This window comes from Aeromicrobium changchenzhani, from assembly GCF_057586615.1.
The window spans coordinates 982,300-999,163 of the sequence record NZ_CM172480.1; the positions used below are offsets into that span (position 1 = coordinate 982,300).

Here is a 16,864-nt window from a genome sequence, read left to right on the forward strand (position 1 = left end):
ATCTGGGTGACGCGGCAAAGTCTTGCACCTGCGGGCCGCTCAGCAGCAATCCGTCGAGTGGCACGTACATGGGCTAGTTCCGCGTGTTTGAGCCTAGGTACGTGCCACTCGATGGACGGGGGTCGCTCGGCTCAATTGCCCGTGGCGCGAGAGCAACCGCGAACAGAGTCGTGATCGGAACGGCGAGAACTAGCCCGATCGCACCCACGAGCGTACGGACGATTTCTTCGGCGATCTGTTCAGTTGTTGCCATTTCGGCCAGCCCACGTTGATAGGCCGTGATCAATAACAGGATCGTTAGCGCCGAGCCGGCGTATGCGAACACGAGCGTGTAGACGCTGGAGGCGATGTGATCGCGTCCGATCCGCATGGCCGACACGAACAGGTCGCCAGCACGGACAGCAGGCTGGATCGCACGGAGCTCCCAGACCGCGCTGGCTTGGGTCACCGTGACGTCGTTGAGGACACCGAGCCCGGCGATGACCATGCTCGCTGCCACGACGCCCGACATATGGATGTTTGGAGCGATCGCGATGAGGGTTTGATCATCCTCGGAGCCGATACCGGTCAGACGTGCCCAGTTGCTGGCGATCACCCCGATGCCAGCGGTTAATGCAAGGCCGACCAACGTGCCGAACAGCGCAGACGTCGTACGAATCGAGACGCCATGGGCCAAATAGAGCACGACGAGCATGATCGCCGCCGAACCGACAATTGCCACCAGCAGCGGATCCTCGCCCGACAGAAATGCAGGCAACATAAATTTGGTCAACGCCAGCAACGTCACGCCGACGCCGAGGATCGCGAAAAGGCCGCGCCACCGGGCAACAGCAATGACAGCAACCGCGAAAATCAGCGCAAGAGTGATCAGCGGGAGCCCACGCCGGAAGTCAAGAAATTCGTACGAAGCGGTCTGCCCGGGCGGCTGGAGCCTGATCACCGTGATCCTGTCACCGGTCTTCATCCCGGCCTTGAAATGCCCGGCATCGAGGTCAAACTTCGCGGTCCCATCGGCAATCGAAGCGGCCACATGGGCACAATCGCCACTCACCGAGGGCAGCCCGTTGGGACCTTCGCCACCGCTGCCGCAATTGAAGGCGTTGACCGAGGTCACAGTCGCGTCGACGATCGAGACACCCTGCCCGCCATAAGGATTGGCCGACTCAGGCACGCGGTCGCCGTTGGGCCACAGCGCGATCATGCCGGCAATTACGCCGATTGCAATGATCGCTACGACCACGGTCAGAGCGGCGGCAAGTGCGCGGCGGGTCGGGGCGACTTCGGCTGGAGCGTGTGAATGCGAATGTGTCACGATGAGTAGCGTGCCATCATCTGACAAAGAAGAAGTAGTCCTCCCCGGCGGCGCGGTCGGCGGCGCAGTGCGTGTGGGCCGGACGGTTCGTCGTCCCACCGGCCCGTGGACGCCTGCCGTACATGAATTGCTAGACCATTTGCATGCCGCAGGATTGTCTGGCGTTCCCGAATTCCTCGGCGTGGATGAGCAGGGACGTGAATCCCTGTCGTACGTCGAAGGCCGCGGTGTCGAACCCGATCGCGAGGTCGTTCTCGATTCGGTACTCGTCGAGGCAGTGACCTGGTTGCGTGACTATCACGACATCATCGATGGCTTCCGACCCGACGGATCGCGCATCTGGCGCGGCGGCGAAGCCGAGCTTGGCGCCGACGAGATCATCTGCCACAACGATCCGGGCGTCTACAACTGGATCATCCAGAGCGGCCATTTCGTTGCGATGATCGACTGGGACCTGGCCGGTCCGGGCAAACCGCTCGATGATTTGGCATTCCTGGCCTGGACCGCGATTCCGCTCTACCGCGAGACCCCACTGACTGAGGTCGTGCGGCGGCTCAATCTCCTCGTCGACACCTACGCCGAATGGGGCCCGCTGACAGTTCTCAACGCGGTTGCCGATCGTATGACAACGGCCAATGACCGCATCGAGGCCGGCCAGGCCCGCGGCGACCAAGGCATGCTCAATCTCGCCAAGGTCGGCGAGCCGCAACGAACCCGGGATCGAGTCGAGGCATTCAGAGATCGGATACCGGCCATCGACGCGGCGCTCTAGGCTTCAGGTCTGCACAAGTGTTGGGGTGCCGAACACAGTTCGGACACCTGCCGAATACAGCACCGAGTCCGGTGCTCTGTCCACGACGCCCGGCAGACCCGCAGCAGCGACCAGAGTGTCGTCAAGATGCTCGATGTAGGCATGCTGCAGCGGCCACGGCTCGTGATGGTTAGGTATCCACAGGGTCCGGCCAAACCAGCGGGTGTGGAGACCGAAACGAGCCGTGACGAAACTCTCGACCGATGAGGGTGCATCGATTGGTTTTCCGATCCTGACCGTGATTCGGCCGCCGGCCCGCAGAGGACCGGGCCAGCGGCGAGACGTGGCGTAGTCGATCGTGTCGTCGATTTCGCTGATGCGCATGCGAGCCCATGTGTAAGGCAGCGTGAAAACCAGCCGGGCACCCAAGGTGGCGATCAGGCGAGATGCTTCCAGCGATCGGAACACCACGCCGTGGCGGCCGGCCTCGTCGACCGAATAGAGCCGCACATTCGTTTCGGCGAAGTCTCCGAAGTACGGAATGGCCGGTCCGCAACCAAATCCAGCCCGGCTCATCTTAAAGGGGATCAGGCCGACATACGTCACCCCATTAAGCACATCGGGCCGGGTCCCGCGGGGCAGCAGCGGCGCCACAAGTGCCGGATCGACGGCCCAGTGCACAAACGTGATTCGACGCCATCCCTGCGCCATCAGTCGAATACCGGCGACTGGAAGTGGGATCGCATTGAATGTGGTCACGCACTAATTCTGTGCCCTCGCGCTGCGTGCCGCAATGCCAGATCGCGCCGGTTATGTCACATCACGGACCCGAACCACCCAAGGGCTGGATCAATGGGGACAGATAGTAAATCAGCACGCGAAATCGGCTATCGAGATAACAACTCTGGCGGTGTATCTTCTGGACCATGACGCGTATTTATTTCGACGAGCCGGAGGATTCGGCCGAGCTTGCTGGCGCACTGGCAGCTGAGGGCTACACCGTTGAGACGGTTCGCGAGGCCTTCGCTGGCGAGGATGACGCCGAGGACCGTTCGTGGGTCTTAGTCGTCGCACAGGACGATGAGCGGATCGCGGAGATGGTGGACGTGTACGGCGGTTGGTTGCCGGGCGACGAACACCTCCCGGCCGAGCCGCTCGCCTTGCCCGACCAGCCCAAACGGCGGAAAAACAACTGACGAACCGCGCCCCTAGGATGGTGCGGTGAGCGCAACTCTGGTGGCCAAGGATCTCGCGGGCGGCCACGCCCATCGCACGCTTTTCTCGGCGCTCGATCTGACCGTTACCCCCGGCGACGTTATCGGGGTGGTCGGCGCGAATGGGGCAGGGAAAACCACGCTGCTGCGGCTGTTGGCTGGCGTCGATGCACCGCTCGGCGGCACCGTGTCGACGGCGCCCGCGGATGCGTTCATCGGTTGGCTTCCACAGGAACACGAACGCCTCCCCGGCGAGACGATCGCCGCCTACATCGGTCGCCGAACGGGCGCCGTTGACGCAACGGTTGCGATGGAGTCGACCGCGACTGCACTCGGCGCGGAAACTCCGGGCGCCGACGATGCGTATGCCGCGGCGTTCGACCGGTGGATGGCCAGTGGGGCCACCGATCTCGATGACCGCATCGCACCAATGCTCGCCGACCTCGGCCTCGACGTCGGGCCGGATGCCCTGATGACGTCGCTGTCGGGTGGCCAGGCTGCGCGCGCCGCGCTCGCAGCACTGTTGCTCAGCCGATTTGATGTGGTCCTGCTCGACGAACCGACCAACGACCTCGATCTGGCCGGACTAGAGCGGTTGGAGACCTTCGTACGCGGCCTGCGCAACGGCGTCGTACTTGTGTCCCACGACCGAGAGTTCCTGGCCCGTTGTGTGACCCGGGTCGTGGAACTTGATCTGGCGCAGAACCAGGTTGCGGTCTATGACGGTGGCTATGACGCCTATCTCGAGGAGCGCGCCGTCGCTCGGCGGCATGCGCGCGAGGCTTATGACGAGTTTGCCGACAAGAAGTCCGATCTGGTCGCCCGCACTCGCACCCAACGCGAGTGGAGTTCGCAAGGCGTACGCAATGCGATGAAGAAGGCTCCGGACAACGACAAAATTCGACGCAAGGCTGCGACCGAGTCCTCGGAGAAGCAGGCGCAGAAGGTACGTCAGATGGAATCGAAGATTGCCCGCTTGGATGAGGTCGAGGAACCGCGCAAAGAGTGGGAACTTCAGTTCACGATCGGTTCGGCGCCGCGTTCAAGCGCCGTCGTCGCGACTCTCAATGAAGCGTCGGTGCGACTCGGAGATTTTCAATTTGGTCCGGTGTCACTGCAGGTCAACGCGCGTGATCGCATCGGGATCACCGGACCCAACGGGGCTGGGAAAACGACGCTGCTGCGACTCTTGCTGGGCCGATTGGCGCCAGCTGCCGGCTCGGCAGGACTCGGTGCGAGTGTTGCGATAGGCGAGATCGACCAAGCACGTACGAGCCTTACCGAGGATCTCTCCCTGGGCGATGCATTCGAACTGGTCGTACCTGAATTCACCGCGGCAGAGGCACGGACGCTGTTGGCCAAATTTGGCCTCAAGGCCGATCAGGTCACCAGCCTTGTCGGCCGGCTGTCGCCGGGTGAACGTACGCGTGCCGTCCTTGCCCTCTTGCAGGCCCGCGGCGTCAACCTGTTGGTCCTTGACGAGCCGACCAACCACCTTGATCTCCCGGCAATCGAACAGCTCGAAGAAGCGTTGGAGTCGTATGACGGCGCGTTGCTACTCGTCACCCACGATCGCCGACTGCTGGACAACGTCCGTCTCGATCAGCGTTGGCATGTCGAAGCTGGACGAGTAACGATTCACTGAGGTTCTGGTCGTTGCGTCATACCAAATGTGGCTCCTGAGCCTCAATCGTTATGACGTAACGCCGAGCGCGTCTTTGAGGAAGCCGATCTGGAGCAGCTTGAGGTTCTCGGCGACGACCTCTTGTGGGGTCATATGGGTGACGCCGGAGAGCGGCAACACCGTATGTGGACGCCCGGCGGCAAGCAGCGCCGAGGACAGCCGCAGCGTATGGGCAGCAACCACATTGTCGTCGGCCAGACCGTGGATGATCATCAACGGGCGTTCAAGCCCCACCGCTAATGGGATCAGTGAATTGCGGTCGTAAACCTCGGGCTGATCGTTCGGATTGCCCAGATAGCGCTCGGTATAACAGGTGTCATAGAGCCGCCACTCGGTCACTGGAGCGCCGGCCACAGCAACGTGGAAAACATCTGGCCGTTTCAGCACCGCGAGTGCCGCGAGGTAGCCGCCATATGACCAGCCGGTGATGCCGACGCGCGTGGTGTCGACGTCATCGGGGAACGCCGCGGCCACCGCGTCGAGCGCGACGATTTGGTCGGCGAGAGTCACGGACGCGAACTCATTGAGGATTGTTCGCTCAAAGGCTGGACCGCGTCCCGGCGTGCCGCGGCCGTCGGCCACAACAACGCAGAATCCCTGATCTGCGAGCCACTGTGCTTCGAGGAAAGCCCTTGTCGAGGCTAGGACGCGTTGGGCGTGCGGACCGCCATAGGGATCCATCAAGACCGGTAGGCGAACCGATCCGCGTACGTGGCCTTGCGGGAACAGGACCGCTGTACGCAGCGCATCCGGACCGGCATGAAGCATTGTCACGACCGGTTCGAACGGCACCGGCTCGCTCAGCACTCGCAATGTTTCTGCGTCGCCGCTGGCCGGATGAACCGTCACCGACGTCGTGGGTGAGTCGAGCGACGAACGACTGATCACGATGGTTGGTCCACCGGTCACAGCACCGTGTACGGCCGCCCCTTCGGTCATCGCCATCGTCGAGCCGTCGAAACCAAACCGCACGACCTGCACCTCGGTTGGCTCGGCGGATGCGGTGCTGATGACGCAATCAGCTTCGACACTGACAATGCCGCGGATTTGCCAGGCAGCATCTGAAAATGGCGTGCCGTTGAGCACGAGTCGACGCGATTCGTCACAATCTTCGACGGTCAGGAGCCCGCCGCCGGCAATCATCCGAGGCGCAGCGATGAGTTCGACCCAGGCATCGTCATGGAGTTCACGGAGCACCTGCGTTGCGCCGGTGGCCACATCGACGCTCAGGATCTGTGAATCCTTCTGGTCCCGACTCAACACCTGAATAACCGGATCGCCGTGCTCGGACCACGACACCCGGCCAAGATATTCAAAACGGTCGTGATCCCACCTGATTTCGGTACGCCGGCCGTCCAGCGTGATGTGCCACAACGACACGGCTGCGTTCGGCGTACCGGCCGCGGGATAACGCTGCACGACCGGTTCACGTTCGGGATTCTCTGGATCAGCGATATGCCAGGTTTGTACAGGGGAGTCGTCGAAGCGTTCGACCAGCAGGGACTGACTGTCGGGCGCCCACCAGAAGCCTTGGAAGCGATCCATTTCCTCAGCCGCGATGAACTCGGCCTGCCCCCAAACCTCCCGGCCTTCGGGTTCGACGAGCGCGCGGTCGTCCTTGCCAGTCACGCCGATGACGCGCAAGGCACCACCAGAGGCATACGCGATGGCACGTCCACGGGGATCGATACGCGGGTCGATGACAGCCCCGGTGCTCGGCAGCGCCTTGACCGCGCCAGCGACGAGTTGCACGGACCACAACCGGCCCGACAGGGCGAAGGTGGCCCAACGACCATCATGATCGGCGGTGAAACCGACCAGGCCGGCAGCCGATTCGCGACTGCGTTCGCGACGAGACTGCTCCGCGGCCGACAATTGCTCGCCGTCCTCACCAAGCAGCGCCGTCGGATCCACCACGAGTCGCTCCGTGCCGCTTGCGATGTCGTACGACCAGAGCTGCCCGGTCCGCGTGACACCATCGGGTGTGCGGATGAAGTAGACCTTGCTGCCGGAGTCATTGACCCAAATGTTGCGCGGGATTCCGAGCGTGAAGCGCAGGGTGCGTGCGGCGAGCCGCGGGTAGGAGACGGTCATGCTCCGATCCAATCACGGTGGGCCATAACCGGAGGCCGTAGCCTTGACACATGACCCAGAACGCTCGTCGAATGTTGCTCGTCCACGCCCATCCCGATGACGAGACCATCGGCACCGGGGCCACGATGGCCCGCTATGTGGCTGAAGGCGCTCAGGTCACCTTGATCACGTGCACGTCCGGCGAGGAGGGCGAGATCCTCGTCCCTGAACTCACCCATCTGGCCTCCGATCAGGAGGACGGCTTGGGCGTCCATCGACAGGGCGAGCTGGCTGCGGCGATGAGCATTCTTGGCGTGACGGATCACCGTTTTCTAGGCGGACCGGGACATTTCCGTGATTCGGGTATGAAATGGGGCGAGGACGGTCATGCGACCGTCGCCGACGCAACTCGTCCTGACACGTTCTGGCATGCCGACCTGACGGTAGCCGCAGACCTCCTGGTCGAGATCATTCGCGCGGAGCGGCCGCAAGTCGTTGTGACCTATGACCAGTTCGGTGGCTACGGCCACCCCGATCACGTGCAAGCTCATCGGGTCACGACCTATGCCGTTGCGCTGGCGGGCGTGCGGTCCTACCGCCGCGATCTTGGCGCCGCCTGGGATGTTCCGAAGCTCTACTGGACGGCAATGTCTGCATCGCGTATGTCAGAGGGCTTACGCCAACTGCGCGACGCCGGCGATACGACGACATTCGAAGGTATGGATCCCGATCGTCTGCCACCGTTCGCGGTCAAAGACGAAGACCTTGACTCGGCGATCGACGGCGACGCATACGTCGACCACAAGATGGATGCCCTGCGGGCGCATAGAACTCAGGTCGCGGTCGATGGGCCGTTCTTTGCGCTGTCCAACAATGTTGGCAGCAAGGTGTGGGGCACCGAGTTCTTCCGCCTTGTCAAGGGTGTTCGCGGCCCGGTCGGAGACAGCGGTTTTGAAACGGATCTTTTTGCCGGGCTGTGAGGACTCAATCGGCACGCATCGGGACGGCACGCATTGGGCTCGTGCTGCTGGGCGTGTATGTCTGTCTGCTGGCCAGCATCGTTCACCGCCTGACGTTCGATCTGGCTGGTGTTCCCGTGCCATGGGCGTTGGTACTGAGCTTGATCGCGGCCTATTCGATTGCCCGCACGGTCCGTCCGTGGGTACGCCTCGGTGACATCTTCTTCGCGCTCGGTTGGGCCGTCGGCCTGACCGTTCCGATGGTCGCCGCTAGCGGCAGTTATTTGATCGCTCAGGATTGGCGGGGTCTGACCTTTATGTTCGGTGGACTTGCAGCGTTGACGACCGCAGTCATCCGTTCGAGCAACGACCAATAGGCTTAATCCGTGACTTCGAGTGTTGATCAGGGGGCGTTCCGTGGCGCGCTGGGACGTTTTGCCAGTGGCGTGACGGTTGCGACGACGATTCTCGACGGCGTCGATCACGCGATGACAGCAAGCGCATTCACCTCGGTTTCGCTTGACCCGCCGCTCGTTTTGCTGTGCTCACACAAGAAAAGCCGGTTCAACGACGCGGTGCTCCAATCGGGTGTTTGGGCGGTGTCGATCCTGGCGGAGAGCGGCCTCGAAGCATCCGCGTGGTTTGCGCATCGGGGTCGACCGCTCGATGATCAGCTCGCCGACATCCCATTTCACCGAACCGAATCGGGCATCGCGCTGATCGACGACTCGCTTGCGTGGCTAGAATGCACAACGACGCAGGTGCACGATGGCGGCGATCATTCGATCCTCATTGGGGCAGTCACCGGAGCCGGGGTCAATGAGTCCGTTGATGACCCGCTGCTTTACTACCGGTCGCACTACGGAACGATTGTCCGTTTGGATGAGAACGAGAAATCGGTTTATCAGGATGGTGCATGAAATTCCCGAAGCTGAAATTCCCGAAATCGAAACAGGCGAAGCAGAAGCGCCCAAAGCAGAAGCGCCGGGGACGAGGGCTGCTGCTCGGCGTGATCGTGGTGCTGGCGGTTCTGTATGGCGTCGGCGTCCTGTTTACCGGGATTCGGATGCCAGCCGGCGCGACCGTTGCTGGCGTCGACGTCGGCGGTATGACCTCGAGTGCCGCCAAGACTAAACTCGACAAAGTTTTGACCCCCCGCTCGACAAAACCGATCCGATTCGTTCATGACGGCAAGAACACCAAAATTCCAGCGCAGGAATCGGGTCTGACCCTCGATCTGCAGCGCAGTGTTGATGTGGCCGGCGGTAAGCGGACCTTCAATCCAATCACCATGGTTAAACGGTTGTTCGGCGAACCGCGCTACCCGGCACGATTCAACGTCGACGCCACCACATTCGACGGTGTTCTTGATGCAATAGGCACCTCAATCAACGTCGATGTTGTCGAAGCGCAGATCACCTTCAAGAAAACCAAGCCGGTGGCCCGTCAACCGAAGGCCGGGCTGATCGTCGACCGAGCCGAGACGCTCGCGGCGGCCGAAGCCCAGTGGCTTGAATCGAAACAGCCAATCGAAGTGCCGACAATTGTGCTGCAGCCGGCTGTCGATGCGGCTGGACTCGACAAGGCGATGACCGAAATCGCCAAACCTGCCGTCAGCGGCCCGATCGCCCTCCATGTTGGCAAGAAGGATGTTGAGTTAGCGCCGTCGGCATACGCGCCAGCCCTGACGATCGGTGTCAGGGGCGATGAACTCGTACCCATGATCGATGCCAAAAAACTTGCAAAACCTTTGACCGACTCGACCACTGGGTTTGGCGCGAAGGCGGTCGACGCAACGTTCCGGATCAAGGGCAAGAAAGCGATTGTCGTGCCGAGCAAAGTCGGGCTTGGTTTGCAACCCAAAGAGATGGCCACCAAACTCATACCCGTTCTGACCAAGACCGGGGCAGAACGTGCCCTGACGATTCAGGCGAAGCCGGTCGAGCCGGAGTTCACCACCGCGGATGCTAAGAAACTCGGTATCAAACAACAGATCGGGACGTTCACGACTTACTACGCGCCGGCCGCCTATCGCGACATCAACCAAGGCCGCGCCACCGCGTTGATCGACGGTGTCATCGTGAAGCCCGGGGAGACGTTCAGCTTCAACAAAACCGTCGGCGAACGTACCAAGGCCAATGGCTTTGTGGTGGGCACCGTCATCAATGGTGGTGTGTTCCGCGAAGAACAGGGCGGCGGTGTTTCGCAGGTCGTGACCACGACATACAACGCAGGTTTCTTCGGCGGGATGGCCGATATCGAGCATCATCCGCACGACCTGTACATCAATCGCTATCCGGTGGGGCGCGAAGCGACGGTCTACTGGGGCGCGCTTGATCTGCGCTTCCGCAATGACACCAAGTACGGCGTGCTGATCAAGGCTGGCGTGCGGAAGAGCACGGGCCGTACCCAGGGTGCGACGACGGTGAGTCTGTTCAGCACGAAGGTGTGGGACATCAAGGCTGGGTTGTCGGCTAAGCGCAATATTCGTCAACCGAAGGTTACCTACGATCCGACCAATCGTTGCGTGCCGCAGAGCCCGTCGATCGGCTTCGACGTCGATGTCTATCGGTACTTCTTCCGGAACGGCAAGAAGGTCAAGACCGAAACCGATACGGCTCACTATCGGGCTACCGACGATGTGCGTTGCCGGGCAAAACCGAAGCCCAAGGACGACTAGCGGCGCTTTGCGTCATACGAATCGAGGCCTATAGGCCGCAATCGTTATGACGCAACGACGGCTCCCGGGGTCAGGTAGACGTACTCGTGGTGGGTTCGGAATCCGTACGGGGCGTAGAGCGCAAGCGCTGCCTCGTTGGCTGCCATGGTCTGCAGGTATGCCTTGTCGGCGCCGTGCTTGTGTGCCCAGTCGAGGCCAGCCTCCACGATGCGACGGCCGAGGCCCTGACGGCGCTGGCCGGCGGCAACTTCAACGCATGCCATGCCAGCCCACTCGCCGGTGACCACGACGCGGCCAATCGCGGCCATCGTGCTGCCGATCGACAAGAATGAGACGGTGTTCGGACCGGTCAGAACGGCACGCGCGGACGCTTCGTCGTCGCCGACGCGGTGATAGCGCGCCAGCCATGCCTCGGACGGCTCAGTTGCGATCGTGACTCCAACCGTGGAAAAGCTTTCGCGGAGCCGGGCCACCTGAACAATTGCCCCTGAATAGCCTTCGATCGGCACCCAGCCGGCGGAGCCAAATTTCGCGGCATCGTCCGAGTCGACGACCACCTGGACAATGGGTCGCTGGCCGCGCGCGGCATAAAACTCACCGACCTCAGTGAGTGCGTCGCTGAAGGGGACTCCGGGGTCACCGTGCACGGCCACCGAGTTGGCCCGGCCGGTGAATCCGGCTGAGGCCCGCAGTTCCCAGTCGCCAAGCGCCTGCGATTCGATCGCCGGCCAGCCACGTGAGGTGATCCGAGTCAGATTATCTGCACTGACCGCCATCGCGCCACGGCTGCGTTTGGGCGCATCGGGCACAAGTTTGGTCACGACGATGCTTGCCAGCTCGACCGACACCTCACTGCCATCTCGTCTTTCGAGACGTACCGACGTGGTGTCGAAGGTCACCACGCGGCCGATCACATCGGTCATCGCCGGTCCACCGGTCGGCCCCCGGCCCGGAATCACGTACCGCACCACAAATCGGCGACCGATCGATCCGCTGTCCAATGCCATACCCAGAGCCTATTGCCGTCCATTAGGTGGACCTCGCCTGCGGTTTAATATGCACGGGCGCAATACTTGAGGCACATCGCAAAAGGAGAACGCCCGTGACTTACGTCATCGCTCAGCCGTGTGTGGACATCAAGGACCGATCCTGTGTCGACGAATGCCCGGTGGACTGTATTTATGAAGGTAACAGGATGTTGTACATCCAGCCCGATGAGTGCGTCGATTGTGGTGCCTGCGAGCCAGTTTGTCCGGTCGAAGCGATCTTCTACGAGGACGACACCCCGGGGGAGTGGAAGGACTACTACGACGCGAATGTGAACTTCTTCGACAAGCTCGGCTCGCCCGGTGGCGCGGCCAAACTTGGTGTGATTGACAGCGATCATCCGATGATCGCTGCATTGCCTCCACAGAACCAGGAATAGTAGATGCGCCGGGTTTCGGCGCGGTTTCCGGATTTCCCATGGGACACTCTCGCCGCGGCCAAAGCAGTTGCGGCCGCGCATGACGGCGGCATCGTCGATCTGTCGATCGGTACGCCGGTAGACCCCACCCCGCAGGTCGCTCAGAACGCGCTTGCCGCGGCGGCCAACTCGCCGGGCTATCCCACCGTGTTCGGCCCTGAAGCACTTCGTCAGGCGGCCGCAGACTGGTTGGCACGACGGTTCGGGGTCTCCGAACTGTCGGCTGAGCAGGTCCTCCCGACGATCGGCTCCAAGGAGTTCATCGCCAATCTGCCCATGCAGTTGGGCTTCGGTGCCGGTGACACGATCGGCATACCGGCACTTGCCTATCCCACCTATGAAGTGGGTGCCCGCTATGCCGGGTGCAACGTGATCGCCAGCGACTCGACGATCGGTTTTGGTCCGATCACCCCGAAACTCATATTCATCAACTCGCCAGCCAATCCGCACGGCAAGGTGTTGCCAATCGATCATCTGAAAAAAGTCGTCGACTGGGCGCGTGAACGTAATGTCATTCTGGTCTCGGACGAATGCTATTTGGAGTATTCGTGGGATGACGAGCCATGGTCGATCCTGCATCCGGACATTTCTCGCGGCAGTTTCGACAATCTGTTGACGGTGCATTCGCTGTCCAAACGTTCCAATTTGGCTGGTTATCGGGCCGGTTTCGTCGCCGGTGACCAGACTTTGATCGACGAATTACTCGCGGTGCGTAAGCATCTTGGCTTCATGCTTCCGACCCCGATCCAGGCGGCGGCAATTGCGTCGCTCGGCGATGACGCCCATGTGGACGAGCAGCGCAAGGTTTATGCCGCTCGCCGCAACGATCTTCGTGCGGCGCTTGAAGCGGCTGGCTTCACGATCGATCAGTCGGCGGGCGCTCTCTACCTGTGGGCCACGCGTGGCGAGCCATGCCGCGACACGATCGACTGGCTGGCCGAGCGCGGCATCCTCGCAGCCCCGGGTGACTTCTACGGGGCAGCCGGCAGCCAACACGTGCGCGTCGCATTCACCGCGACCGATGAGCGGATTGCGACGGCGGTGGCTCGACTCACCAGTTGAGTCAGTTCACGGCAGTGCGTACGGAATCGGCTTTGCTGTCCGTCTGTCTGGTCCACCCATTGGGGGAATTATCCGCGGTCCAGAGCCGGCCAGCGAAACTCACTTCGGTGATCTTGAGTTGGCTGGCGTTCGCGACGAGATAATGCGCCAACGCCCAGCCGTGCGCGGTGCGGGTGACTTTCGAGCCGCTGACGGGGTAGGAAAGATCGTCACCGCTGATGACCGCTGGGGTAGGACCGAAGGCGTTTTGCACATCCTTGTCGACCGCTGCGATGCTGCCGCCACTTTGCGGGTCGATTTGGCAAGAAAATCCGGCGGGGCTAAACCCTGTGAGCGATGACGCCAGCGCCCGCGCGTACTCCTCGTGCTGGGCGTAGGCACCGCCGAAGGCCGAGCGTTGGACCTTCTGGGCAGCGACCGTGATCTTCATCGACTGATAGCCCTTAATCTTGATGAGGGCGTCATAGAATTTGCCGATCGAGTAGTGCGGATCGAGGATCTGTTGGACAGTTCCCCACCCTTGCGATGGCCGTTGTTGGAACAACCCGACTGAGTCGCGATCGCCGTAATCAATGTTGTGCAGCTTCGATTCTTGGAATGCGGTTGCGATTGCGATCGTGGTCGCCCGCGGCGGGAGTGCGCGCTGGATGCCGATTCCGGCCATTAACGAGGCCCATTGGCCTTGTTCCAGGTCCACCTGTCCTTCGAGGTCGCCGACTTTGACGGTGCAGTATTCACTGCGGTTCGGTGGCCGATCGGCAAGTACCGTGACGACGAGAACCCCCGAAATCACCAGCGCTGCCGCAAGTGCCCAGCGAAATTTCATTAATTCGCGTGCAGCGCCGAATTGAGTTCGATGCCAGCGCGCGCACCGCGTGGACGGGCCTCGATGGCCCCGGTCTGACTGTTGGTCCAGAACTGGATGCCGTCCTGCCCGGACAACTCGGCGGCCTTGACCGTGGTGCCGTCGGGCAACGTGATCTTGGTACCGGCAGTGACATAGCAACCAGCAGCGATCACGCAATCATCGCCAAGTGAGATGCCGAGGCCAGAATTGGCGCCAAGTAGGCAGTTCTCACCGATGCTGATGACCTGCTTGCCGCCGCCGGACAGCGTTCCCATGATCGATGCGCCGCCGCCGACATCGGAACCGTTGCCGACGACGACGCCTGCGGAAATTCGGCCTTCGATCATCGCGGTGCCGAGCGTTCCGGCGTTGAAGTTGACGAATCCCTCATGCATGACTGTCGTACCGTCGGCCAGATGGGCGCCAAGGCGTACGCGATCCGCGTCGCCGATACGTACGCCACTGGGAATCACATAATCGGTCATGCGCGGGAACTTGTCGACGCTCGTGACCTGGACGTGCAATCCGGCGGCGCGGGCGCGAGCGCGGGTGTGTTCGAAGCCCTCGACTGCACAGGGCCCGATTGAGGTCCAAACGACATTGGTGAGCAGGCCGAACATCCCGTCGAGATTCTGCCCGTGCGGCAGCACCAGCCGGTGCGAGAGGAGATGAAGACGCAGGTAGGCGTCATATGCGTCGCTTGGCGCGGATTGGAGATCCTCGATCTCGGTATGCACGACGACACTGCGAATCTGACGGATTTTGTCGTAGCCACCGAGACGGGTCAACTCCTCGGGCTCGGGGTCATGAGCGGGAGCTGCGCCCAGTCGCGGTTGGGGATACCAAACATCCAGCACAGTGCCTTCGTCGGTGAGGGTCGCAACGCCGTAGCCATGGGCGCCATTCGCGGAAGTCATGCACTCAAACCTACCGTGTCGGCGTTAGTGTGCAGCATGGCTCTAGTCACCTTTAAGGATCTTTGTATCGATGCCGTCGATCCCCTTCCGATGGGCGAGTTCTGGGCTGCCGCACTTGGACTTCGCGCCAAAAGGCTCGCCGACGGTGACCTGTTACTCAGCGGTACCGATCGGTCGCACACGGTGTGGATCAATCAGGTCTGGGAACCAAAATCGGTCAAACAATGTGTGCATCTCGACGTCGACGCGCGCTCGGTCGCCGAGGTTGAGGCGATGGGCGCGTATGTTCTGCCGGAATGGGATTCGTTCGACTGGACTGTGATGGCAGATCCGGAGGGTGGAGAGCTGTGCGTGTTCGCACGCGACCAGCCGCGGGCGCCACGACATCAGGAGGTGTCGCCGCACTGGGACGATGCCTATCGGCTGTACGAGTTGAGCGTGGACGCGGTTGACGCCAAGGCGATCTCCCAATGGTGGGCCGATGTTTTTGGGGCGACGCCATTTGACAGTGAGCAGGAATTCTCCTGGATCGAGGGCATCGAAGGATGTCCGTTCGACCGCTTCGTGTTTCCTGATGTGGCCGAATCGAAAACCGTCAAGAACCGCATCCACTGGGATGTCTCGCTCGTGCGGGGCGCGACGGTGGACGATCTGATCGCCAAAGGTGCGACGGTCATACGTGGCAGGGGTGCGGACCTCGATTGGACCGTCATGGCAGACCCCGAAGGCAACGAATTCTGTGTCTTCGCTGCTGACTGATCGCCGCATGATGGAATGGCTCCATGGCACAACTGGATCTGGGTATGGATGTCGTTGCTCTCACGGCGGCCCTCGTCGACATCGAGTCGGTCTCACTCAACGAATTGTTGATCGCCGATCTCGTGTATGCCGAACTGGGCAAGCTTGGACATCTGACGCTCGAGCGCGACGGCAACACGATTGTCGCCCGTACCGAGCTTGGTCTTGCACAGCGCGTCGTCATTGCCGGCCACCTCGACACTGTGCCGGTCAACGACAATTTGCCGTCGCGGTTCGATGGTGAGTTCCTCCATGGGTTGGGCACGTGCGACATGAAGGGCGGCGTGGCGATCGCACTGCGGCTTGCCCATACGGTCGCGGCGCCGACTCGAGACATAACCTTTGTGTTCTACGACGGCGAGGAGATTGCGCACGAGTTCAACGGTCTCGGCCGCGTGGCGCGTGAACAACCCCGACTTCTCGCCGGCGACTTCGCGATCCTGATGGAGCCGACCAACGCGGTGGTCGAGGCCGGCTGTCAGGGAACACTCCGCGTCGAGATCGTGACGCATGGTGAACGGGCGCATTCGGCACGGTCGTGGATGGGGATCAACGCGGTGCACGCGATGTCGCCGATCCTGCAGCGGCTTGAGGCGTATGAGCCCAGGCAGGTCGAGATCGACGGACTGATCTACCGCGAGGGGCTCAATGCGGTTGGCATCAGCGGGGGAGTGGCGGGCAACGTCATTCCTGATGAGGCTCGTGTCACGGTCAACTACCGGTTCGCGCCAGATCTGTCCGAGCAGCAGGCGCTCGATCACGTACGTGCTGTGTTTGACGGCTTCGAGATCATCTTGACCGATACCGCGCCAGCAGCGATGCCTGGCCTCACTGTCCCGGCTGCTGCCGCCTTTGTGGATATGGTCGGGGGCTCTCCGCGGCCAAAATTCGGCTGGACTGATGTCGCGCAGTTCACCCAACTCGGCATACCGGCAGTCAATTATGGTCCAGGCGACCCGCTGTTGGCACACAAGCAGGAAGAACACGTACCGGTCGCACAATTGATCGAGATCGAGGGCAAGCTCACCAGTTGGCTGACCGCGCTTGACTGAACGGGACGAAGTGGGACGAACGATGAGGGATTTGGGCCTTCGGGCGACAT

General features: G+C 61.8%; 17 protein-coding genes. 11 read left to right on the forward strand and 6 right to left on the reverse strand.

Annotated features, from left to right (window positions below; genetic code table 11):
- Positions 1–73: 73 nt before the first annotated feature.
- A complete protein-coding gene (locus tag AC2YB9_RS04965) occupies positions 74–1,312 on the reverse strand; it encodes a YibE/F family protein (protein WP_487267651.1) in 1,239 nt (412 codons plus the stop codon).
- Between the two features lies 1 nt (position 1,313).
- Between AC2YB9_RS04965 and AC2YB9_RS04970 the strand changes: the two genes are divergently transcribed.
- Entirely contained in the window at positions 1,314–2,084 is a 771-nt protein-coding gene (locus tag AC2YB9_RS04970) for a phosphotransferase (protein WP_487267652.1), read from the forward strand.
- Between the two features lie 3 nt (positions 2,085–2,087).
- Here the strand turns inward: AC2YB9_RS04970 and AC2YB9_RS04975 are convergent, their stop codons facing one another.
- Positions 2,088–2,822, reverse strand: a complete 735-nt coding sequence (locus tag AC2YB9_RS04975) for a YqjF family protein (protein ID WP_487267653.1) — start codon at positions 2,820–2,822, stop codon at positions 2,088–2,090.
- 167 nt (positions 2,823–2,989) lie between these two features.
- Between AC2YB9_RS04975 and AC2YB9_RS04980 the strand changes: the two genes are divergently transcribed.
- Positions 2,990–3,259, forward strand: coding sequence for a hypothetical protein (locus AC2YB9_RS04980; RefSeq protein ID WP_487267654.1), 270 nt, complete (start codon positions 2,990–2,992; stop codon positions 3,257–3,259).
- A gap of 25 nt (positions 3,260–3,284) precedes the next feature.
- On the forward strand, positions 3,285–4,922 hold the full coding sequence (locus tag AC2YB9_RS04985; RefSeq protein ID WP_487267655.1) for an ABC-F family ATP-binding cassette domain-containing protein: 1,638 nt from the start codon (positions 3,285–3,287) through the stop codon (positions 4,920–4,922).
- Between the two features lie 48 nt (positions 4,923–4,970).
- On the opposite strand, the gene AC2YB9_RS04990 is transcribed toward AC2YB9_RS04985, so the two are convergent.
- A complete protein-coding gene (locus AC2YB9_RS04990; protein ID WP_487267656.1) occupies positions 4,971–7,055 on the reverse strand; it encodes a S9 family peptidase in 2,085 nt (694 codons plus the stop codon).
- Positions 7,056–7,105: 50 nt separating this feature from the next.
- Here AC2YB9_RS04990 and mshB point away from each other — a divergent pair, with 50 nt between their 5' ends.
- From mshB to AC2YB9_RS05010, 4 genes are read left to right on the forward strand one after another with little or no spacing between them, the layout of a single operon-like run.
- The gene (mshB, locus tag AC2YB9_RS04995; RefSeq protein WP_487267657.1) at positions 7,106–8,014 is read left to right on the forward strand and encodes an N-acetyl-1-D-myo-inositol-2-amino-2-deoxy-alpha-D-glucopyranoside deacetylase; all 909 of its coding nucleotides are present in this window, start codon (positions 7,106–7,108) and stop codon (positions 8,012–8,014) included.
- Complete coding sequence (locus tag AC2YB9_RS05000; protein WP_487267658.1) at positions 8,011–8,370, forward strand: hypothetical protein; 360 nt, start codon at positions 8,011–8,013, stop codon at positions 8,368–8,370. Before mshB ends, AC2YB9_RS05000 begins: the two co-directional genes overlap by 4 nt.
- 9 nt (positions 8,371–8,379) lie before the next feature.
- A complete protein-coding gene (locus AC2YB9_RS05005) occupies positions 8,380–8,913 on the forward strand; it encodes a flavin reductase family protein (RefSeq protein ID WP_487267659.1) in 534 nt (177 codons plus the stop codon).
- Complete coding sequence (locus AC2YB9_RS05010) at positions 8,910–10,673, forward strand: VanW family protein (protein WP_487267660.1); 1,764 nt, start codon at positions 8,910–8,912, stop codon at positions 10,671–10,673. Before AC2YB9_RS05005 ends, AC2YB9_RS05010 begins: the two co-directional genes overlap by 4 nt.
- 44 nt (positions 10,674–10,717) lie before the next feature.
- Here AC2YB9_RS05010 and AC2YB9_RS05015 read toward each other — a convergent pair whose 3' ends face one another.
- Complete coding sequence (locus tag AC2YB9_RS05015) at positions 10,718–11,680, reverse strand: GNAT family N-acetyltransferase (RefSeq protein WP_487267661.1); 963 nt, start codon at positions 11,678–11,680, stop codon at positions 10,718–10,720.
- A 95-nt stretch (positions 11,681–11,775) separates the two neighbouring features.
- Between AC2YB9_RS05015 and fdxA the strand changes: the two genes are divergently transcribed.
- Together fdxA and dapC are read left to right on the forward strand one after the other, a co-directional pair.
- A complete protein-coding gene (gene fdxA / locus AC2YB9_RS05020) occupies positions 11,776–12,099 on the forward strand; it encodes a ferredoxin (RefSeq protein ID WP_487267662.1) in 324 nt (107 codons plus the stop codon).
- Positions 12,100–12,102: 3 nt separating this feature from the next.
- Positions 12,103–13,200: a succinyldiaminopimelate transaminase gene (gene dapC, locus AC2YB9_RS05025; RefSeq protein ID WP_487267663.1), complete on the forward strand. Its 1,098-nt coding sequence runs from the start codon at positions 12,103–12,105 to the stop codon at positions 13,198–13,200.
- Between the two features lies 1 nt (position 13,201).
- Here dapC and AC2YB9_RS05030 read toward each other — a convergent pair whose 3' ends face one another.
- Both AC2YB9_RS05030 and dapD read right to left on the reverse strand, forming a co-directional pair.
- On the reverse strand, positions 13,202–14,026 hold the full coding sequence (locus tag AC2YB9_RS05030) for a VldE C-terminal domain-containing protein (RefSeq protein WP_487267664.1): 825 nt from the start codon (positions 14,024–14,026) through the stop codon (positions 13,202–13,204).
- Positions 14,026–14,964 (reverse strand): 2,3,4,5-tetrahydropyridine-2,6-dicarboxylate N-succinyltransferase, encoded by a 939-nt coding sequence (gene dapD / locus AC2YB9_RS05035; RefSeq protein ID WP_487267665.1) that lies wholly within the window; start codon positions 14,962–14,964, stop codon positions 14,026–14,028. Before dapD ends, AC2YB9_RS05030 begins: the two co-directional genes overlap by 1 nt.
- Before the next feature lie 36 nt (positions 14,965–15,000).
- Between dapD and AC2YB9_RS05040 the strand changes: the two genes are divergently transcribed.
- Both AC2YB9_RS05040 and dapE read left to right on the forward strand, forming a co-directional pair.
- Positions 15,001–15,723, forward strand: a complete 723-nt coding sequence (locus AC2YB9_RS05040; protein WP_487267666.1) for a VOC family protein — start codon at positions 15,001–15,003, stop codon at positions 15,721–15,723.
- 23 nt (positions 15,724–15,746) lie between these two features.
- Positions 15,747–16,814 carry a succinyl-diaminopimelate desuccinylase gene (dapE, locus tag AC2YB9_RS05045; RefSeq protein ID WP_487267667.1) on the forward strand — a complete coding sequence of 356 codons (1,068 nt, stop codon included), beginning with the start codon at positions 15,747–15,749 and terminating at the stop codon, positions 16,812–16,814.
- The last annotated feature ends 50 nt before the right edge of the window (positions 16,815–16,864 follow it).